General features: G+C 44.4%; 18 protein-coding genes and 1 tRNA gene. 10 read left to right on the top strand and 9 right to left on the bottom strand.

Annotated elements, in window-relative coordinates:
* Nucleotides 1–20: 20 nt before the first annotated feature.
* On the bottom strand, nt 21–3,128 hold the full coding sequence (locus KNQ13_RS12140; protein ID WP_014969526.1) for an efflux RND transporter permease subunit: 3,108 nt from the start codon (nt 3,126–3,128) through the stop codon (nt 21–23).
* Nucleotides 3,129–3,302: 174 nt separating this feature from the next.
* On the opposite strand from KNQ13_RS12140, the gene KNQ13_RS12135 reads away from it, so the two are divergent.
* Nucleotides 3,303–3,375, top strand: a tRNA-Val gene (locus KNQ13_RS12135).
* A 95-nt stretch (nt 3,376–3,470) separates the two neighbouring features.
* Here the strand turns inward: KNQ13_RS12135 and KNQ13_RS12130 are convergent.
* Nucleotides 3,471–4,493, bottom strand: coding sequence for a PTS sugar transporter subunit IIC (locus tag KNQ13_RS12130; protein WP_014969527.1), 1,023 nt, complete (start codon nt 4,491–4,493; stop codon nt 3,471–3,473).
* Nucleotides 4,494–4,830: 337 nt separating this feature from the next.
* Between KNQ13_RS12130 and KNQ13_RS12125 the strand changes: the two genes are divergently transcribed.
* Complete coding sequence (locus KNQ13_RS12125; protein ID WP_026830878.1) at nt 4,831–5,565, top strand: metallophosphoesterase family protein; 735 nt, start codon at nt 4,831–4,833, stop codon at nt 5,563–5,565.
* A 60-nt stretch (nt 5,566–5,625) separates the two neighbouring features.
* Here KNQ13_RS12125 and KNQ13_RS12120 read toward each other — a convergent pair whose 3' ends face one another.
* From KNQ13_RS12120 to KNQ13_RS12105, 4 genes are all read right to left on the bottom strand, one after another.
* Nucleotides 5,626–5,904 (bottom strand): hypothetical protein, encoded by a 279-nt coding sequence (locus KNQ13_RS12120; RefSeq protein WP_026830879.1) that lies wholly within the window; start codon nt 5,902–5,904, stop codon nt 5,626–5,628.
* Between the two features lie 72 nt (nt 5,905–5,976).
* On the bottom strand, nt 5,977–6,537 hold the full coding sequence (locus KNQ13_RS12115) for a TetR/AcrR family transcriptional regulator (protein ID WP_014969530.1): 561 nt from the start codon (nt 6,535–6,537) through the stop codon (nt 5,977–5,979).
* The gene (locus tag KNQ13_RS12110; protein WP_051590515.1) at nt 6,524–8,965 is read right to left on the bottom strand and encodes a YhgE/Pip domain-containing protein; all 2,442 of its coding nucleotides are present in this window, start codon (nt 8,963–8,965) and stop codon (nt 6,524–6,526) included. The genes KNQ13_RS12115 and KNQ13_RS12110 overlap by 14 nt, the downstream gene beginning before the upstream one ends.
* Before the next feature lie 193 nt (nt 8,966–9,158).
* Entirely contained in the window at nt 9,159–10,145 is a 987-nt protein-coding gene (locus tag KNQ13_RS12105) for a quinone oxidoreductase family protein (protein ID WP_026830881.1), read from the bottom strand.
* Nucleotides 10,146–10,244: 99 nt separating this feature from the next.
* On the opposite strand from KNQ13_RS12105, the gene yidD reads away from it, so the two are divergent.
* Complete coding sequence (gene yidD, locus KNQ13_RS12100; RefSeq protein WP_014969533.1) at nt 10,245–10,511, top strand: membrane protein insertion efficiency factor YidD; 267 nt, start codon at nt 10,245–10,247, stop codon at nt 10,509–10,511.
* An 80-nt stretch (nt 10,512–10,591) separates the two neighbouring features.
* Here yidD and KNQ13_RS12095 read toward each other — a convergent pair whose 3' ends face one another.
* Nucleotides 10,592–10,981 (bottom strand): tautomerase family protein, encoded by a 390-nt coding sequence (locus tag KNQ13_RS12095; protein ID WP_014969534.1) that lies wholly within the window; start codon nt 10,979–10,981, stop codon nt 10,592–10,594.
* Between the two features lie 61 nt (nt 10,982–11,042).
* Nucleotides 11,043–12,527: an aldehyde dehydrogenase family protein gene (locus tag KNQ13_RS12090; protein ID WP_026830882.1), complete on the bottom strand. Its 1,485-nt coding sequence runs from the start codon at nt 12,525–12,527 to the stop codon at nt 11,043–11,045.
* Between the two features lie 194 nt (nt 12,528–12,721).
* Between KNQ13_RS12090 and KNQ13_RS12085 the strand changes: the two genes are divergently transcribed.
* The 6 genes from KNQ13_RS12085 to KNQ13_RS12060 all read left to right on the top strand — a co-directional run bounded on the left by KNQ13_RS12085 (nt 12,722) and on the right by KNQ13_RS12060 (nt 17,330).
* Nucleotides 12,722–13,927, top strand: coding sequence for a DUF2254 domain-containing protein (locus KNQ13_RS12085; protein ID WP_081809598.1), 1,206 nt, complete (start codon nt 12,722–12,724; stop codon nt 13,925–13,927).
* Between the two features lie 63 nt (nt 13,928–13,990).
* Complete coding sequence (locus KNQ13_RS12080) at nt 13,991–14,473, top strand: DUF456 domain-containing protein (RefSeq protein WP_014969537.1); 483 nt, start codon at nt 13,991–13,993, stop codon at nt 14,471–14,473.
* 164 nt (nt 14,474–14,637) lie between these two features.
* Nucleotides 14,638–16,002 (top strand): hemolysin family protein, encoded by a 1,365-nt coding sequence (locus tag KNQ13_RS12075; protein ID WP_014969538.1) that lies wholly within the window; start codon nt 14,638–14,640, stop codon nt 16,000–16,002.
* Between the two features lie 146 nt (nt 16,003–16,148).
* The gene (locus tag KNQ13_RS12070; RefSeq protein ID WP_026830885.1) at nt 16,149–16,589 is read left to right on the top strand and encodes an Ohr family peroxiredoxin; all 441 of its coding nucleotides are present in this window, start codon (nt 16,149–16,151) and stop codon (nt 16,587–16,589) included.
* Nucleotides 16,590–16,617: 28 nt separating this feature from the next.
* Nucleotides 16,618–16,788, top strand: coding sequence for a hypothetical protein (locus KNQ13_RS12065; RefSeq protein WP_014969540.1), 171 nt, complete (start codon nt 16,618–16,620; stop codon nt 16,786–16,788).
* A 29-nt stretch (nt 16,789–16,817) separates the two neighbouring features.
* Nucleotides 16,818–17,330, top strand: coding sequence for a type 1 glutamine amidotransferase domain-containing protein (locus KNQ13_RS12060; protein WP_026830886.1), 513 nt, complete (start codon nt 16,818–16,820; stop codon nt 17,328–17,330).
* Between the two features lie 63 nt (nt 17,331–17,393).
* Here KNQ13_RS12060 and KNQ13_RS12055 read toward each other — a convergent pair whose 3' ends face one another.
* Nucleotides 17,394–17,801 carry a VOC family protein gene (locus KNQ13_RS12055; RefSeq protein WP_026830887.1) on the bottom strand — a complete coding sequence of 136 codons (408 nt, stop codon included), beginning with the start codon at nt 17,799–17,801 and terminating at the stop codon, nt 17,394–17,396.
* A gap of 289 nt (nt 17,802–18,090) precedes the next feature.
* On the opposite strand from KNQ13_RS12055, the gene KNQ13_RS12050 reads away from it, so the two are divergent.
* The gene (locus tag KNQ13_RS12050; RefSeq protein ID WP_026830888.1) at nt 18,091–19,530 is read left to right on the top strand and encodes a murein hydrolase activator EnvC family protein; all 1,440 of its coding nucleotides are present in this window, start codon (nt 18,091–18,093) and stop codon (nt 19,528–19,530) included.
* Nucleotides 19,531–19,657: the final 127 nt, after the last annotated feature.

Genomic DNA, 19,657 nt, shown 5'->3' with positions numbered 1-19,657 from the left:
CATGAGAGAAGGATTTTTTGTTAGGACTGACGTTCTTTTTTCACCTTTTTGAAGAAGAATAGTTCGTAGACGACAGGAACGATGATTAACGTCAAGAGAGTAGAGGTCGTTAATCCACCGATAACCGTCAAGGCAAGACCTTTTGAAATCAATGTTCCGGATGATGTCGTGAGTGCAAGCGGAACAAGAGCCATGATGGTTGCGAATGCTGTCATCAAGATTGGACGAAGTCGTGTCTTACCAGCTTCGATCAAGGACTCACGAATTGGTAGACCACGCGTGACGTTTTGACCAATCCGGTCAACGAGTACAATCGCATTGGTTGTTACGATTCCGATGAGCATCAAGAACCCGATCATGACACTGACGGATAATGGTTCATTTGCTAAGAACAGCGTGACGAGTGAACCGATTGGAACGAAGATCAAGGACGACAAGATGATGAACGGAATCCGTGCTTTTCCGAACGTGATCAACATCGTCAAGTAGACCAGTCCGATGGCAACGACGATCGCGATTCCGAGTGACTGGAAGATTTCGATCGTATCATCATTTCCGCCACCACTCGTTAGAGAAACGCCGTCAGGCAAGTCGATTTTTTCGACGTCTGCTTTGACGTCACTCGAAATGGCTTGAACGTCATCACCTTTTACTTGTCCGGATACACGGGCGTACACTTTTCCGTCTAATTTTTGAACCGACGTAAACGTATCGACTTCATTGACTGTCGCGACATCGTTCAAGGCGACAGGACCAGTAGCGGAGAACAATTGGACATTCTCAAGATCTGCTTTAGATGTCAAATCTTCTTTGTAGGATAATTGGACATCTTGATCCTTGTCATCGAGGTTCAGCGTGCCGACTGTGACCGGTTTAGTCTGGTCATTCACTGTACCGAGGATTTGGAAGCCGGATAAACCACGATCACTTGCTTTTTCAGAATCAATTTCAACGAGGAACTGTTTCTGTTTTTCGCTGAAGTTATTTGTGACATATTTTAAATCGTTGTTTTTGTTCATGTTGTCTTCGACGAGTTTCGCTGCTTGTTGCAGAGCTTCGAGATCCGTTGAGAATAAATCAACATCCACATTATTGTTTGATGGTGGACCACCGGTCGAAAGTTCAGCGATACTGATTTTGACATCCACATCGTCTTCTTTCGCGATATCTTCCATCTGTGTTTCAAGAGATTTAATCGTCTTTTCGACATCAGCGCCGTCTTTTAGATTCAAGAAATAACTCGCTTTGTTATCCAGACGTAAGCCTGTCGTGAAATCACGTGCGCCAACCGAGGTTGTCACATCGGCAATCGCAGTTTCCTCATCAAACATTTTTTCCATGTTGAGCGAAACAGCACCTGTTTTCTCAAGCGAAGTCGCAGCAGGAAGTTCGAGCGAAGCCGTCAATGTTTTAGAGGCTTCGTTGGGAATGAACGTAAAGCCGAGTTGCGGTACGATCGCAAGGGAACCACCAAGCAATAAGAAGGAAACGACCAGGATGATCGCTTTATGCGATAGTGATTTTTCAATCAGTTTTCCATACCAACGTTGTAAGACACCTTCTTTTTCTTCAGCAGGTACCTTTTTGAAGGCGAATTTCGCTAAGATCGGCACGATGGTAATGGCGACGAGAAGCGAAGCAAGTAACGAGAAGATAATCGTCAAGGCGAACGGTAAGAAGAACTTACCTGTAATCCCACCAACAAACCCGATTGGTAAAAAGACGACGACGGTCGTCAGTGTAGAAGACGTGATCGCTTTTAGGATTTCTTTTGTTGACTGTTCGATGATCTCGTTCGTCATACCGGCGTCTGACTTGCGGACACGGCGGAAGATGTTTTCAATGACGACGATACTATCATCGACGACACGACCGACCGCGACCGCCATACCACCAAGAGTCATGATATTTAACGAGATGTCCTGCCAGTTCAAGAAGATCGCTGCGATTAAAAGGGACAGCGGAATCGAGACGATGGCAATGATCGTCGCCCGAATATTACGTAAGAACAGAAGGACGGCCAGAGAGGCAAACAAGGCACCGAGTAATCCTTCTTTTACAAGGGTGGCGACAGATTCCTCAATGTCTTTAGCAGAGTCGATTCCAATCGTATAATCAATCTGGTCATCGTACTTATTCAAGATTTTTGTGACACCATCTGCAATTTCGACGGTATTGGCATCTTGTTTTTTCGTGATGGCCATCGATAATGAATCTTTTAAGTTGTAGCGTGTTTTTTCGCTTTGTTCGGAAACCGCTTCGATTTCTGCGATATCACCGAGACGAATTGGTTCTGCCGGCTGTTCAGCTTCTGCTGGTGGTGCGCCAGGAGCAGTTTCCGGAGCACCGCCTGTAGGCGGTCCAGATTGAGAACCTGTAGCTGGACTCGATGTGACGGTTGAAGTCAACTGGAGATTTTTTAGTTTATCTAAGTTCTCGAGTTTTTCTTCGACCCGAATCGGGATTTTTGAATCGCCTTCTGCGAGCTGGCCAGACGGGAACGACACATACTTTGCATTGATTTGTTCTTTGATGCTTGATAACGATAAACCAGCAGCAGTTGCTTTATCATTATCGACGGTGATTTGGACAAGGTCATCCTTGTAGCCACCAACTGAAACACTGTTGATTCCCGGAATTTTGTTGAGTTCCGGTTCGATTTCATCTTTTAAGAGTGAATCAATCTCTTTTCCATCTTTGCTGAAGAAAGAAATGTTATAGATCGGGAATGAACCAAACGAAAAACGATTCAATTTCGTAGTTGCCTCTTCCGGAAGATTTGCATCTTGGATGGCCGCATCAATTTGTTGTTCGACCTTATCCATGTCGGTATCGAATGGGAATTCGATGTTGATGATCCCGATACTTTCATAAGCGGAGCTCGTAATCTTCGTTGAGCCCTCGATTCCTTTTAGGGCAGTTTCAAGTTTAGAGACGACTTGTTTGTCGACATCATCCGGTGAAGCGCCTGGATAAACAGCTTCTACTGAAATTTGGGGGAATTCAATCTCAGGAAATTGATCTACTTTGAGCTGGGTAAACGAGTACACGCCGCCTAAAATTAAAAGAATGGCAATAATAAACACGGCAACTGAGTTCTTCAAACTAAATCTTGTTAAAAAATTCAACGGGTATCCCTCCTTTATTTTATATGTGCTTATTTACATAGTAGAGGACGGAAGAAAAGTCTGCAACTCTGAATGGTCATCAAACAAGAAAAAAATTAAAAAGAAAATCGGAAAAATCCTTTACAGTTTTCAATATGTTGCTATAATAAACGTATACCCAGTACACATCATCATGATTCTGTAGCTCAGCTGGGAGAGCGCTACCTTGACAGGGTAGAGGTCGCTGGTTCGAGCCCAGTCAGAATCATACCAAAATCCCGTTCATCTTTTGATGGACGGGATTTTTTTACGTAAGAAAAGCTATTCCTTCATTAAACTGAAAGGAATAGCGGATGTCTCTCATCATTGAATTTCTAGTCGAAGATCACCCATCTTCGTCCAACCAGCCATTGTCGTCATCCGGTAAAAGACGAGAGTCAAGATACCCGGAAGCACTACTCCAGTTGCAAAAAAGACGAGGAACGCATTAAATCCTTGATTGACAAAGATATTGAGGGGGGCAATCATCGAATTCAACCCGAGACCTGCTAATTCGTACGGTACTTCTAATGAAAGAACAAGTGTCGCAATCGGTGCCGAAATCATTGCCGCTAAGAAAGGCGCGACGACGAGACGTGGATTCTTCACGATATTCGGGAACTGAACTTTTGGTGTGACAAAAAAGGAAGCAATCAATCCACCGGGATCAGTTTGGCGGTATGCCATTAATGTAAACCCGACGAACTGAGCCGAACAACCAATCAAGGCGGCGGCACTGGCGACAGGGTCGAGTTGAAGTGCAATCGCGAGTGCAGCAGATGAAGCGGGAGACATCAATAAGACGCTAAAGATAAGAGCAATGACAAGGGATGTCGCAATCGGTGAAGTTTCGACGGACGTCGTGACCATAGCACTGAATCGTGTTAACAACGGGGTCGTGACGGCAGCAGCAGCGATTCCTGTCACACCACCGGCAAGGACGGCACTGACTGGAATGACCATCATGTCGAATTTTGTTTTTCCTGTCATCCGTTTACCGACGAACACAGCGACAGCAGCTGCGAGCAACGCACTGATCGGTTGACCCGGGACGAGAACGAGCCCGGCGTCCGTTGGTTGAAGCGCGCCCCCACCGATTGTCGCGGCAATCATGGCGCTGAATAAGACAAGTGTATTCCCACCGAGTTGATAAGCAATTCCGGCACCAAGTGCAGGCGCGAGTAAGACTTTAGCAACTCCGCCAATCGTCAACAGCATCTCGATATGTAATAAGTTACCGAATGTTTCAATCAATAAGCCTACTCCTAACGTCACTAAGACGGCGTTCGCCATCCCGGCAGACACTTTCACCATTCGATCCATCGCATATTCCTTCAACTCACTCATCCTCTCTCTTTTTCGTTTAGCCATTAAAAAAACCTATCCGGTATCGGATAGGCGCCATCATTCCTGCGGGCGCCTCATTCGATGCATCGAAAGGAGGGCCCAAAATCAATCCCGAAAATCAATCGGAAAAGGTTTCAGTCCCTCGTGCATAGAATAATCAGTCGGCCTGCAGTTTGGTGTGAAGACATTAGGTTGTGCCCCTTTCCGTGAATTTTTCTAAGCCTAACACGGCTGAAAACAATAATCAATATTTTCTGACAATTTATTTTCCATGAATTTTCTGCACAAAATCAGGGGAAAGAAAAAAAGGCGTTAAACTGACATTGGAGGCGGTTACATGAAATTTGCAGTAATAACAGATATTCACGGCAACGCGACAGCGCTTGAAGCTGTCTTAAAAAAAATTAGAGAAGAGAAAACTGTTTCAGAGATTTTCTGTCTCGGGGATTTAATCGGAATCGGTCCGCAGACCAATGAAGTGATTGAGTTAGTTCGATCGACTTCCCGCATGACGACGATTAGTGGAAATCACGATGAAAATGTACTGGCGTTACTACATGATCAACCCTATCCAGACAGTTACCGTCATGCACAAGCACATCATCAATGGATAGCGGATCAACTGACGCCAGAAAACCAACACTTTTTAGAGCAACTTCCCCGAACGATTCGAAAGACATTTTCGGGACAAGATGTGTTGTTTACGCATTACGCATATCGCGATGAGTCGAAGGCGATTGGAGAGGAACCGTTGGCAGCAGCTGTCGACGGGACAGAAGAGACATTGCCTGATTTGTTTAAAGGACAACAGGCGAGTCTGATTTGTTTTGGTCATCATCACCCGAAACAACTTGTTCGGACGAAAGGTGTCACTTATTTGAACCCGGGGGCGCTCGGTTGCCAGCCAGAAGCGATTGCTCCGTTTGCGCTAGTTGAACAGATAGAAGGTGGATGGCAAATCGATGTCATGGAAGTCATCTATGACGATCAGCCCTACCTCGAAGCCTTTCATGCTGCCGCTATGCCGGAAAAAGAATTATTGCGGAAACTTTTTTTAGGCGGAAGAACATAAACATTGAAAAAACGATCAGTGTAAAATTTCACTGATCGTTCGGCTTAAAAAGTATCTGCATTAGAAAAAACGATCCGTTAAGAACAGCACGAAAGGTAATCCGACGATGATGAGCCCGATGATTCGTTTGATACGACTGCGTTTCCACTGAAAGACAAGGGATAGAACCGGTGACAAGACGAATCCGACAAACAGTGAGACTAAGGTGACGATGAAAAAGACAAAGTCGGTCGAAGCACTTGTTCGTGTATAGGATCGCCACATATCAACCAGTGAGATGATGACGTACGTCAATAGGACGAGCAAGAACAACGGGGTAAAGACTACCAATTGAGACAAACCAAACACTCCATTCGAGTAAGATGAACGTTACATGAAAACAGCCTCTCGTCTATCCGAGAGGCTGTTTCATTATAACAATTTTAACATCGCTTGACTGATTGTTTTTAAATCAAGTGGTTGACCGATTAACGGCCATTCGGAAATCAAGGCGACGTAGGTCTTGAACAACAAAAAGGCCGTGACTTCGACGGGAATTTCCGGCGAACGTTGTTCCAATTCTAAGCGTGTTTCGAGGAGGTTCTTTATATACTCGACGATATGCTGCTCGATCCGCATCCGTAATTCGAACATCTCTTGTAGTTTTAAGGTATGCGTTTCTTGTGTGATTTGTAAGATGAACAAATGTTCATGTTGATGATTGACGATGGCGTCAATCATGGCCTGTTTGTTTTCTTCGACAGAAGCTGTCATGACGTAAGCATTCTCAGCTTCAGCCTTCATGTCCTGTAAGACTCGTGTAACTAACGTCTCAAATAAATCGAGTTTACTTTCAAACAGTTGGTAGACGGTCGGTTTACCGACATGAGCACGTTTAGCAATCCGTTCAATGGTCGTTCCTTTATAACCAAGTTCAGAAAAACAAGCCATTGCCGCATCTAAAATCAGATATTCCTTATCAGACAGTGTCATGGCGTGTTCTCGCTTTCGTCGAAAGTAAAATCCGTTTTGCGCCTAATGCACCGGCGAAGGTGATCGCAAGGGCAGAGAATAGAATCAATCCAAGTACCTGACTGTTTGAAATCAGTGTATCCGTCACGCCAATCCCAAGTGCTTCTCGGAAGCCGGTGACCGAGTAGGTCATCGGTAAGAAGCGGTGAATCGCTTGGAAGAAGCTCGGCGTCATTTCGACCGGGAACGTACCACCACTACCACCGATTTGAAGTAACAACAGTAAGAACGCACTAAATTGTCCGACACGACCGAAAAGCATCGTTAACGTGAACAGTAACGTGATGAACGTCATGCCGGTCAAGGCAGCAAATCCATACAAAGCAGGTGTGCTTGCGACGTCGGCATCGAGGACATAGACGATGGCGATCGAAGCGGCAATTCCTTGCAGAGCACCGATCGGTAAGACGAGTGATAGCTTTCCGACGAGGAAACGCCATGTCAACGTCTCACCATGTTCCGGACGGATTTGGTAGACGGATGAGAACATCAAGGCACCGGCGAATAACGCGATACTGAGGATGTAAGCCGCTAGACCAGAGCCATAGTTGTTGACGGTCGAATAATCATGTTCTTTTAAGACAACGGGTTCAGCTAACATGTTATCGCGGTCATTGGATGGTTTGACGGTTGCGTCTTTCGCTCCTTTACCGAGTTCCGTTTTTAACGTATTCGCGCCATCAACGAGTTTTGAGTTTCCGTCAGCCAGACGAGAAGCACCATCTGTCAATTGACCAGCACCTGATGAAAGGGCGACAGCCCCGTCGGATAATTGACCAAGACCTGAAGTTAAATCACCCGATGCAGTACTCGCATCATTCGCACCGGTTGCCAGTTGTTGCGCACCAGCCGTTAATTTCGTACTTCCGACGGCTGCTTTGTGAACGCCGTCTGTATAGGCAGTCAAACCTTGAGTGAGCGTACCTTGTCCCTGTTCCAGGTTTTTGGCACCGGTCAATAGTTGTGTTTGTCCTTGCTCTAATTGTTTTGAACCGGCAAGTAGTTTCGTTTGTCCTTGTTCCAATCGTTTTGAACCATCAAGCAACTGTGTTAAACCACCATCGAGTTGTGAAACGGCCGAAGCAATATTTTGCCCACCGACTGCCAGCTGATTGATTTTTTCTGTTGCATCATTGGCTTTAGCAAGACTGGCATCAAGGGAAGATTCTTGCTGCGCTAAATTTTGGACATTTTGTTCCATCGTTGCAATGGATTCCAACAAGGCGCCTTTTTCTTCTTCCGTTAATGTCTCGGACGAAGCGATGACTGCCTTGATATTGGCGACATTTGCTTCGAGTGCCTCACGGCGGGTGCTTAATTCTTGTTTTAACGTATCAGCGGCGTCATTGACGGCTACCAGAGAAGCATTGGCTTCTTGAGCCCGGGCGTTCAGTTGATCGAGACCAGCCGTGAACTGCGGCAGGTTATTGTCGAGCTTCGATGCACCGGCCGAAGCTGTTTCGAGACCTTGTCGGAGTTCCGTCGTTCCGGCAGATGCACTTTCGAGACCTTGACGGAGTTCCGTCGACCCGGCAGATGCACTCTCGAGACCTTGGCGGAGTTTAGTTGATCCGGCCTGTAAATCGGATGACCCCTTAATTAACTTTCCGCTGTTGCCGTCGAGCTGGTTGAGACCGCTCGATAATTCACTAGATTTCTCTGCCAGTGTCTGCGTTCCACCACTTAACGTATTCAGACCGCTTGAAAGCTGTACGGAACCGTCCGCGGCTTTTGTTAAGTTTGTCGATAAATCATTTGTACCATTGGTTAATTTACCGAGATTTGTTGTAAGTGTCTTAGCCCCGTCGGTCGTTTTTTTAGCGCCATCTTCGAGTTTAGCTGAACCTTCAGAGGCATCTTCCAGTCCTTTGGCGATTTTTTTGAGTGATCCAAAAATCGCACTGCTGTATTGTTTTGTTACGGATTTACGGATTTTTTCGTTTAATTGTTTGGCGGCAGCACTGGAAATCTGCGTACCGGAATAGTTTTTAGCTGGATTCAAATAATATTCCAGTTCGATTTTTTTCGGATGATCGTCCAGCAATGTCGTCGCATTGTGCGAAAACTTTTTCGGAATGACGACTGTCATATAGATGTCACCTGAGCGAAGTTGTTTGGCAGCTTCTTTACGTGAAAGATATTGCCAATCAAAATCGTCATTTTTTTTCAGTTTTTTAATAAACTGATCACCGATATCAATTTTTTCTCCTTCGAACTTCGTTGCTTTATCTTCGTTGACAATGGCGACTTTAATATTTTCTGTCTGACCGTACGGATCCCAGAAAGCAGATAAAAAGATCGAATTGTAAAGAAACGGAACGAGGATAAGAGCAAGAATCACGATAATCGTCATCGGACTTTTTAATTTTTTCCATTCTGAGCGAAACATAAATAAAATCTCCTTCTTGAAACTAAAAACTAATTTAAGTTTCTGGTTTTGATGAGATTTACTCTACGCTCTTTTATGAAGGAATGCAACTACTTAAGCAAATGAATTGCTGATAAAGAGAACTGTTTCTTTTTTGTAATCGTTTAGACGAAAAAAACTCCCCCCATACTAGCAGCATGGGGAGTTTTTTGAATTAATCGAGGTCGGATTCATCACTAGGAATCAACAAAATTTTTCCTGTACTTTGACGACTTTCTAAATAATCATGCGCGCGTTTGCCGTCTGAGAGTGGAAATAGAGTAGGCGGAGCTAATCGTAACTGATCGGACTGAATCCAACTGAACAGTTCGCCGGCGCGACGAATTCGCTCTTCTCGAGTCGTCAAGACGTTCCACAAATCGCCGCCTGTCAATGTCTTAGAAGTGTCCATCAAAAAACGTGGGTCAATCGCAACAGGATCACCGCCGGCCATTCCGTAAAAAACAACTGTCCCGTGGACTTTCGTTGCCTGAAAACTCTCCATCAAGGTGGAACCCACCGATTCGTAAACGACATCAACACCACGTTGGTTTGTTAATGTATGGAGTTGACCGACCCAGTCGTCGGAGTAGAGAAAAACGTGTTCACAACCATTTTGTTTAGCGATGGCGGCTTTTTCCTGAGAAGATGTCAAACCGATTGGAATGGCACCACGTAGACGGACGATTTGCGTCAACAGTTGTCCGACGCCGCCAGCTGCCGCGTGAATCAATACCAGATCACGCGGCCGGATATCGTAACTGTCCCGTGTCAGGTAGTGAGCAGTCAAACCTTGCAACAACACGGAGGCGCCCGTTTCGTAAGAAATCGAATCCGGTAACGGAATGATCTTATCCTGAGGCGCAGTCACGAATTCAGCATTGGCATTTGGAACGTCGGCAAATGCAATACGTTGTCCGACATGTAGATCGGTCACAGCATCTCCTAGTCGAACGATGAGACCGGAACCTTCGTATCCTAAAAGATAAGGTGGTGTTCCTTCTAAATGATAATTCCCTTTTCGACGGTAAATGTCGGCAAAATTTAGTCCGATGGCTTTCATCTCAATTAATACTTCATTAGATTGGAGTTCCGGTGTTGGATGTTCCTGGTACGTCAGTACACTAGAATCTCCAAATGAGTGAAACGTAAGAGCTTTCATAATTACACGTCCTTTTTAGTAGTTGTTAGAGGTAGTATAATTCACCAAAGCAGAAAATCCTTTTGATATGCGTTACAGTAAGGAAAAGAAGGTGAACAAATGAAAAAAGTCATGCTGGGTGGCATTCATTTTTATCAAAAAGTCATTTCGCCGATAAAACCAGCGACGTGCCGATTTTATCCGACGTGTTCCCAATACGGGAAAGAAGCGATTGAAAGACATGGTGCCGTCAAAGGTGGATATTTAACAACAAGGCGATTGATGCGGTGCCAACCGTTTCATCCGGGTGGTCTTGATTTTGTTCCAGAGACGTTTGATTGGAAAGCACCAGTGCAACGAGACAATCCGAATGAACATCAAGACTAATTCGAAAGGGAGTCTCAACTCGATGTAGTGTCGAGTTGAGACTCCCTTTTTTTTGATTTGTTGAACGTCTAAAATGATGATTACAGGTCACCGGTCAAAAATTGTGCTTTACCGAGACCAAAACTCCAGTCCGCGGCGTCATTTTCGACGATAGAAACCATTAAATCGCTTGGGGCGAGTCCACAGTTAGCTTCTAGTCGTTCGGCGAGCAACCGATAAAGCGCTTGTTTCTTTTCTTCTGTCCGTGTCTTACTCGTCACGCTAATGAGAACGACCCGATCTGTCCGTTGGAAGCCAAGACCTGTATCTTGGATCACCATCTCATTTGCTTTATGGGTATGAACGATTTGATAACGATCTCGTTCCGGAACATCAAATGCTTCAAGCATCGCCTCATGCGCGGTATCTAATAGAAGCTTCAGTTCCTCATCCGTACGTCCTTCAATGACATCAAAACGAAGTAATGGCATAGTTTTGTTCCCTTCTTATGTAGAAGTACGGGAAACCCCGTACTTCGTCATCGTCATATTGTTATTCGAAAAATGGTTTGTATTGACGGCGTTCGTGCATGACAGACAACCACTGGACTGTCGAGAATTCTTCAAGAACCCATTCGCCGTTGAAACGACCAAGACCTGAGTCTTTTTCGCCACCAAACGGCATATGCGGCTCATCGTTGACTGATTGGTCATTGATGTGGATCATTCCTGTTTCGACTTGAAGTGCAAACTCAGTCGCACGTTCGATGGATGAACCATGAACGGCACCGCTTAATCCATATGGAAGTGAGTTCGCAAGTTCAAGCGCTTCAGCGTCATCTTTGAATGGAATGATGACAGCAACTGGTCCGAAAATTTCATTTTTCGCAAGCGGCATATCGTTTGTCACACCCGTCACGACAGTAGGAGCGATGACGTTACCGTTTGCTTCGCCGCCAACACGAACTGTTGCACCAGCAGCTTTTGTTTTTTCGATTTCTTCCATGATGCGATCAACCTGTGATTGGTTGATCAGCGGACCGACTTGTGTCCGGTCGTTCGAAGGGTCACCGAATTGAAGCTCTTTGACACGAGCGACATATTTTTCGACGAATTCATCGTGAATCGATTGAGCGACAAGAATTCGGTTCGTCGACATACAGATTTGACCTTGGTGATAGAATTTGCTGTAAACAGCGGATTCGACCGCGCGATCTAAGTCCGCATCGTCAAGAACGACGAAGACGTTGTTTCCACCAAGTTCAAGAGCAGTTTTTTTCAGGTGTTTCCCGGCCAGTTCACCGATATGGCGACCGACTTCCGTCGAACCTGTGAAGGAAATCAAACGTGGGACCGGGTGCTCGACGATGGAATCGCCAATTTCTGATCCGCGACCGACGATGACGTTTAAGACACCTTTCGGAAGACCCGCTTTTTCAAAGAGACTTGCAAAGATCAAGCCGCCTGATACCGGTGTATCGGTTGCCGGTTTAACGACGACCGCGTTTCCGATTGCGATAGCCGTAGCGATCGAACGGATAGCAAGGTGGAACGGGAAGTTCCATGGGCTGATGATGCCGATGACACCAAGTGCCTTCCGGTAAATCCGGTTTTCTTTACCAGGAACGACCGATGGACGAATCTCACCGTGCATCCGGAGTGGGAAAGTAGCTGCTTCTTTAACGATCAAGACGGACGCCAGGAATTCACCTTCCGCTTTGATGCGTGTGCTGCCTGACTCTTTGATGAGCCATTCGACAATCGTTTCTTTTTCTTCATACATGACTTTTAAGAACTGTTCGATTAATCCTTGGCGTTTTAGTGCCGGGGCTTTCGCCCATTCTTTTTGGGCAACTTTCGCAGATTGATAAGCATCATCTAAGTCGTCATTATTTGCTGCCGAAATCTCAAATAATGTTTCTCCTGTGAAAGGATTCGTATTTTTCATATTGCTGTCACTTGCGCCTTTGCGCCACTGACCATTAATAAAAATTTTAGTGAAGTCGGTATTGAGTGTTGATTGTGTTTGCTGTTGCATGGATATTCATCTCCAATTCGTTTTGATAACACTTAAGTTATTCACGTTATGTGGAGAAGTAAAACACAAACTTACACTTTCACAAAATGAATTGACTTGGTATCTTCTGAAAAAATTACGAGAATACGTTTTACTAGATGTGGAAACAGGAATTAAAAATATACCGGTATATTTAAGAGTGGAGTGGATGAGGAATGCAGAAGTTGAAGTTATTGTATCGAGAAACCAACTGGTGGTGGCCCCTCCTTTACGGACTAGGTGGAGCGATGTTGACGGCAATCGTCTTAACCATCGATTTATATGCAAAAGAGTTGTTTCCGAGCGATTGGAAAACGACTCTCGGATTGGCACAAACCATTCACAGTGCAGTCTTTACGGGGCTGTTGACGATGATGACGTTTACGTTTTCGACGATTTTAGTGGTCTTGACGACCTACTCCTCTCAATTTTCTCCGCGGACGTTGCCGAATTTCATTGAGAATCGGCAAGTACAACATATCTTTGGGGTTTTCATCGGGACGGTCACGTATTCGATCACAATGCTCTTTTTTATGCGTCCTTCCTTAAAAGATAGTGTCGTTGCCTCAGCAGTTGCCGTGATTGTCGTTTTGATTGCGATTGTTGCGTTTGTTGCATTTGTGCATATTGTCAGTCAGTCGATTCGCGTGACGACGTTACTCGATCGGCTGCATGAAGAAGGATGTATGCTGATTGAAGAACACACCGACGCCATTGAAGCGGGACGTTACCAGCTCGTGTCCGACAACGGGACGAACCATCCCTTCGGTGTGACTGCTACTCAGACCGGTTATTTGCAGGCAGTTGATTATGACTTATTGATAAAATCGGATCGGCATGTCGTGATCGATGTTGCAATCGGGAGTTACGTCACACAAGGACAACGAATCGGGAATACGACGCAACAAGATGTGGAGCAAGGGATCATCATCGGACCGACTCGATCAGCCGAACAGGATTTTCCGTTTGTGATTCAAAAATTAACGGAAGTGGCGTTGCGGGCTATTTCACCCGGCATTAACGATCCTAACACCGCTCGTCATGCGATGCGGCAAATCGGAGATTTATTGAGACGTTATACCGTCTTAAAGGATGGTCATCTGTTAGTCTCTGGAACGGGAACGGTCGTGATGAGTCGCCTGACGTTTGCTGAACTTCTTTACCTGACCTTCTATCAACTACGCCATTATGGAAAAGAGGATATTTCCGTTCTGGCGACGATGCTTGAATCGCTTGAAATCATGAAGCGGAGTGCACTTCCGGAACATAGAATCAGCATTGATCAATTCATCCCGTTTGTCTGTTCAGAAGTTGATTGGTCGTCGTTAAATGAGTGGGATCGCCGTCATCTTGAACAAGCCGAGCAAAAAGCAAGTTTGTGAAACCTCTCCACGGATTTTGACGTAATCGTAGGAAGGAAAGAAATCAGAAAGTAGGAGATATGCATGACCATCGTATTATGGACATTGATTGCCGTCTGTTTCTTGGCGGCGTTTGCCGGACTTGTTTATCCTGTCATCCCAAGCGCGCCATTACTTGTCATTGGATTTTTAATTTATGGATTTGGATTTAGTTTTACAGAATTGACGATTAGTTTTTGGATCATCCAAGCGGTTTTCATTGTCTTGTTGTTTACATTGGATTATTTAGTCAGTTCGTATACGGTCGATCGGCGTGGTGGATCACAGGCTGCGAAAATCGCGACGACCGTCGGCTTGATCACGGGACCGTTCATCATTCCAGGAATCGGTCTACTGATTTTTCCATTTGTGTTTGCGATTCTGACCGAAAAAATCATCAGTAAAAAAACATGGAAAGATTCGGTATCAATCGGGATCGGAACCGTCCTAGGCATTCTTTCAAGTGCGCTCTTAAAAGGAATCGCGATGTTGTTGATGATCGTTGTTTTCATCATGTATGTCGTGTAAGTGAAAAGAAACGTCATCTGCAAGTACACATTTCGTGAGAGTTCCGTTATAGTATGAATATGAAAAAGTAGAGAAGCTTGTTCGTTAAAAAACAAGCTTCTTTTTGATGGAAAAGACCGACAAGATGTTGCCGGCTTAATTAAATGGAGGTGAATCCCCTTAGTTTGGGGAAACGATTGGACAGTACACACGCAGTGGAAACATTTGATACAACAACGATTATCATTCGGCTTTTGATTATTGCACTCTTGATTGTGTTGACCGCGTTTTTTGTTGCAGCAGAATTTTCGGTCGTAAAAATGAGGATGTCCCGAATCGATCAATTGATCACAGAAGGTAGCAAAACGGCGAAGACGGCTAAAAAATTAGTAGAAAACCTCGATTATTATTTATCAGCTTGTCAACTCGGGATTACGGTGACGGCACTTGGGTTAGGGTGGTTAGGTGAATCGACGGTGGGCGCGATCCTGGAAATGGTGTTTAAGGAAATTGAGCTTCCTGAATCTATTTCAACTGTCGTTTCGTTTACGTTAGCCTTTTCCGTCGTGACGTTTTTGCACGTCGTCCTCGGCGAACTCGCACCAAAGTCGTTAGCGATCCAAAAGACAGAAGCCATCACGATGTTGCTTGCGCCACCACTTTATTGGTTCGGGAAAGTCATGAAACCGGTGATTTGGTTGTTAAACGGCTCAGCCCGTGTGTTCTTGCGTCTATTTGGAGTTGAACCGGTCGGACATGAAGATGCCCATTCGGAAGAAGAAATCAAAATCATCATGACTCAAAGTTACAAGAGTGGTGAAATCAACCAAACCGAGTTGTCTTACATGCAAAATATCTTTTCGTTTGATGAACGGATTGCGAAAGATATCATGTTACCGCGGACGGATTTAATTACTATTTCAAATGATGCCACGATGCAGGACATCATCGCATTAGTCGAGGAATACCAGTTTACCCGGTATCCGGTCGCGGAAGAAGGCGATAAGGATAAGATTTTAGGCTTCATCAATGCGAAACAACTGTTCACCGACCATATGGCGAACAAAGGGAAGGCATTAAGTTATTACGTCCACAACTTACCGATTGTATCGGAATATTCGCCTTTACAAGACGCGATGCTGAAAATGCAAGTCGAACGGACACCGATGGCACTTGTCATTGATGAATACGGTGGGACTGCCGGTGTCATCACGATGGAAGATATCTTAGAAGAAATCGTTGGTGAGATTCGCGATGAGTTCGACAAAGATGAAAAAGCAGACATCGAGCAGATTCATGAACGACTGTACCGGATTTCCGGTCGTGTCTTGATTGATGATTTAAACGAACGTTTCAATTTAGGAATTGAAGAAGAAGACATTGATACGATTGGTGGCTGGGTCATGGCGCAGGATACGGAAGTATCAAGTGGTCAGGAATTCCGTTATAAAAATCATACGGTCAAAGTCATGGAAGTCGACAATCACCAAGTCAAATCGATTTACCTGCAGTTACCTGAAAAAGAACCAGTGACAGAAGAAATTATCTAAGCGTCGAGAAGGCGGCTACACTTCGGTGTAGTCTTTTTTTGTGAGGAAGAATCTTTTTAGTTGTTTATTCTTCTGCAGACAGTGGTATTACTGTCTATGTGGCCAAAACAAGCTACTAAAATTAGCTGACAAAGGGGTTCTTATTCATGACGAAAACAATTCTTACTTCACGCGCAACTGCAGTAGGGGGACGCGATGGAAAGGTCGCCTCTGATGATAACGTAATTAATTTAGATCTCGTAATGCCTGGTACAAAAGGCAAAGAAAATATACCAACGTCTAACCCGGAGCAGTTATTTGCTGCCGGATACGCTGCATGTTTTGATGGCGCCTTTAACTTAATGGCACGTCAAGCGAAAAAAAGAGTCGAAACACGGACAAATTCTGAAGTCAGCCTGCTCGAAGATGAAGAAGCTGGTGGTGTAAAAATCGCTGCCAAGCTGGTTGTTGAAGTCGTAGGTGTGACAGAAGAAGAAGCGCAGGACCTACTCGAAAAAACACATCAATTCTGCCCATATTCAAAAGCGACACGTGGCAACATCGATGTTGATTTATCCGTAAAAGTAGTCGAAACGTTAAGCAACTGACTTGTCCTTGATAAGGGAGGGAAGCTACATGGCTCCAAAAGAAACGGACCGACCGAACGAAAAGTTTGAAGATGAACGAAAACGTTTGACGGATAAGGAACGTGAGCTTTCACCCGAACAACAAGAAGAAGTCCTTAAAGGAAAAGATCAGATGCCGGATGATCCGGTGTCATCTCGAGATCGAGGATTAGATAAGTAACGTAAACTTTATTTTGGGGGATCAATCATATGAGTAAAAAAGTAGCTGTCGTACTCGCTAATCACTTTGAAGATGTAGAATTTACCGGACCGGTTGAAGCGTTAAAAGAGGCAGGTCATGAAGTGACAGTCGTTGGAACTGAAAAGGGAACGGTACTTGTTGGAAAACAAGAAGAAGCAAAAGTGACAGTCGATCTTACAATCGACGAAACGTCTTCTTCTGATTTTGACGCATTATTGATTCCGGGCGGATTCTCACCGGACTTGCTTCGGGAAGATGCTCGATTCGTGACGTTTACAGAAGAATTTGATGCCTCAAAAAAACCGATTTTCTCGATCTGTCATGGTCCACAATTGATGATTAATGCTAAAATCGTCAAAGGACGTAAGATGACAGGATATAAATCGATTCGAATCGACCTAGAAAATGCAGGGGTGACGTTTGAAGATCATGAAGTAGTCGTAGATGATAACTTCGTTTCAAGCCGTCAACCAGATGACATTCCGGCATTCAATCGTGAAATGTTAGCAAAACTTGCTTAACTTGGGTTCTTACTAAAAAAACGAGCGTCTCCGCCTTTTTAGGTTGAGAAACGCTCGTTTTTTTTAGTTTTCTGGATAATCACATAGCTCCGTGATGACACCATGTGAATGGCGCGGATCCATGTAGATTAACCGTCGTCCGAGTGGAGTTTGGCGATACGTATCTTCTAAAAAGGTAATGCCACGTTCTTTTGCTTCGTGGATTGCTTGGTCTAAATCATCGACACGGTAGGCAATATGATGCACACCTTTTCCGCTTTGTTTTAAGAAACGAGCAATCGGACTTTCGGGACTTGTTGGAGTCAATAGCTCGATGTGTGCATCTTCAAAGGCGATGACAGCAATGTTTGATGCAACACCAGGAGTCGGATTGCTGTACTCCCGGATCAGTGTTCCTCCTAGAATGGTTGTATAGAACGTAATCGCTTCTTGCATATCGCGAACGGCAATACCCGTATGATCCAAATGCATAGATAGTTCCTCCTTTACTTCGATAGTTACAGTGTGTCAAACTCTTCAACAACACGCAATGAAGACGCCCCCATAAAAATTAGACATTCCGGTCGAAAAGAGAACTTATTAAAAATGACATATCACTGAAATATAATAGAGGTAAAATGAATGCTATAATCAAAAACGTTCTTATAATTTTTAAAAACTATTATGAAATTTAAATAATATTACCATATTACTTAAAAAAATTACTATAAACTACCCAGAAAAGTCTATACAAATTACACAGAAAAAGAGGGAATACTACATGAAAAAAACGTTCGCGTCGCTCATCGTTTCCGCACTTATTCTTTCATCCACTCCTCATTTCGTAGCAGCAGATGACTTAAGTGAACAAAAAGCCAAAAACGAACAAAAACAACAAGAAAATGCAAATACGCAAAAAAACTTAGAGTCTTCTGTTAATCAAGAAGGACAAAAAATCTCTAAAACACAGCAAGAGGTCAATCGGTTGGACGAAGCATTAAACGAAAAGATGTTTGCCGTTGAAGCAAAAGATCGTCAAATCAAAGCAACGGAAGCAGAAATCGTTGAGCTTGGGAAACAAATCGAAAAATATAAAGCGAAATTAAAACGACAAGAAAAATTACTTGGTGACCGTCTTCGTGTTATGCAAGAAAATGATGGGAATTCTATTAAATGGGAAGAAGTCATTTTTGGGTCAAAAGATGTCGGGGATCTCGTCAGCCGTGTGTTAGCTGGAAAATCGATTTCACAACAAGATGATAAAATGATTACTGATTATCAAAACACACAGAAAAAATTAGCACGTGCCCAGCAGCAATTAAAAGATAAAAAAGCGAAATTAGTTGTTGAAAAACAAGATCTTAAACGTCAACAAGCAGAACTTGAGCAACAAATCAAAGAACGGAACAAACGCTTAAAAGAACTCCGGAAACAAAAAAAGAAGTTTGAAACACAATTGATGGATGCAAAAGAAGTCCAACAAATTTTGATTGCACAAGAACAAGCGATTGCAGCTGAAAAAGCAGCCCGTGAACGTGAAGCACGGATTGAAAAAGAACGTCAAGCTCAGGCAGCCCGTGAAGCAAAAGCGCGTGCAAAAGCACAAGCGGCTCAAGCGGCAGCGGCAGAACAAGCAGCCGCTGAACAACAGGCAGCGGAAGCAGCAGCGGCGAAAGCAGCAGCAAAAGCGAATCAGAAATCATCAGCACCTGCTACCGGTTCAACAAAACAATCTGCACCAAAAGCGACACCAAGTGTACCGCAGGCAGCACCTGCTCCGACACCAGCACCACCTGCTCTATCATCATCTTCGTTGTTCATTCATCCGACAAGCGGAGGAATCACGCAAGGATATGGTTCGGCAAGTGGATCAAACGGTTATTCATTCCATAACGGAATCGATTTTGGTGCTCCAGTCGGCACACCAATCGTTGCAGCAGCAACCGGAACGGTCATCACAGCATCAAGTGGCGGTCCATATGGTAACCACGTCATGATTGCTCACCAGTTAGATGGAAAAACGTATACTACAGTTTACGCACACATGAGTTCGTTGAATGCACGTGCAGGTCAACGTGTCAGTCAAGGTGAACAAATTGGAGCTCTTGGAAGTACAGGGAATTCAACAGGCCCACACCTACATTTTGAAATTCACGTAGGTGGTTATAGCTACAGTGCTTCAGGTCCAGCGAATACCGTTAATCCGATGTCAATTTTATAAATAACAGGAAGAATCATTGCGATAGCAGTGATTCTTCCTTCAGATCGTAGACAAACCCTCATTTCAACGTTGAAATGAGGGTTTGTCTTATGTAGTCGTAAAAAGTGATGTTGAAAACAAGGATTCC

This window comes from Exiguobacterium sp. s128 (assembly GCF_018618815.1).
In the GTDB taxonomy this organism is placed as follows: Bacteria; Bacillota; Bacilli; order Exiguobacteriales; family Exiguobacteriaceae; genus Exiguobacterium_A; species Exiguobacterium_A antarcticum.
Note: the sequence above shows the minus strand (reverse complement) of the source record. Positions and strands in the feature narration are given on the sequence as shown.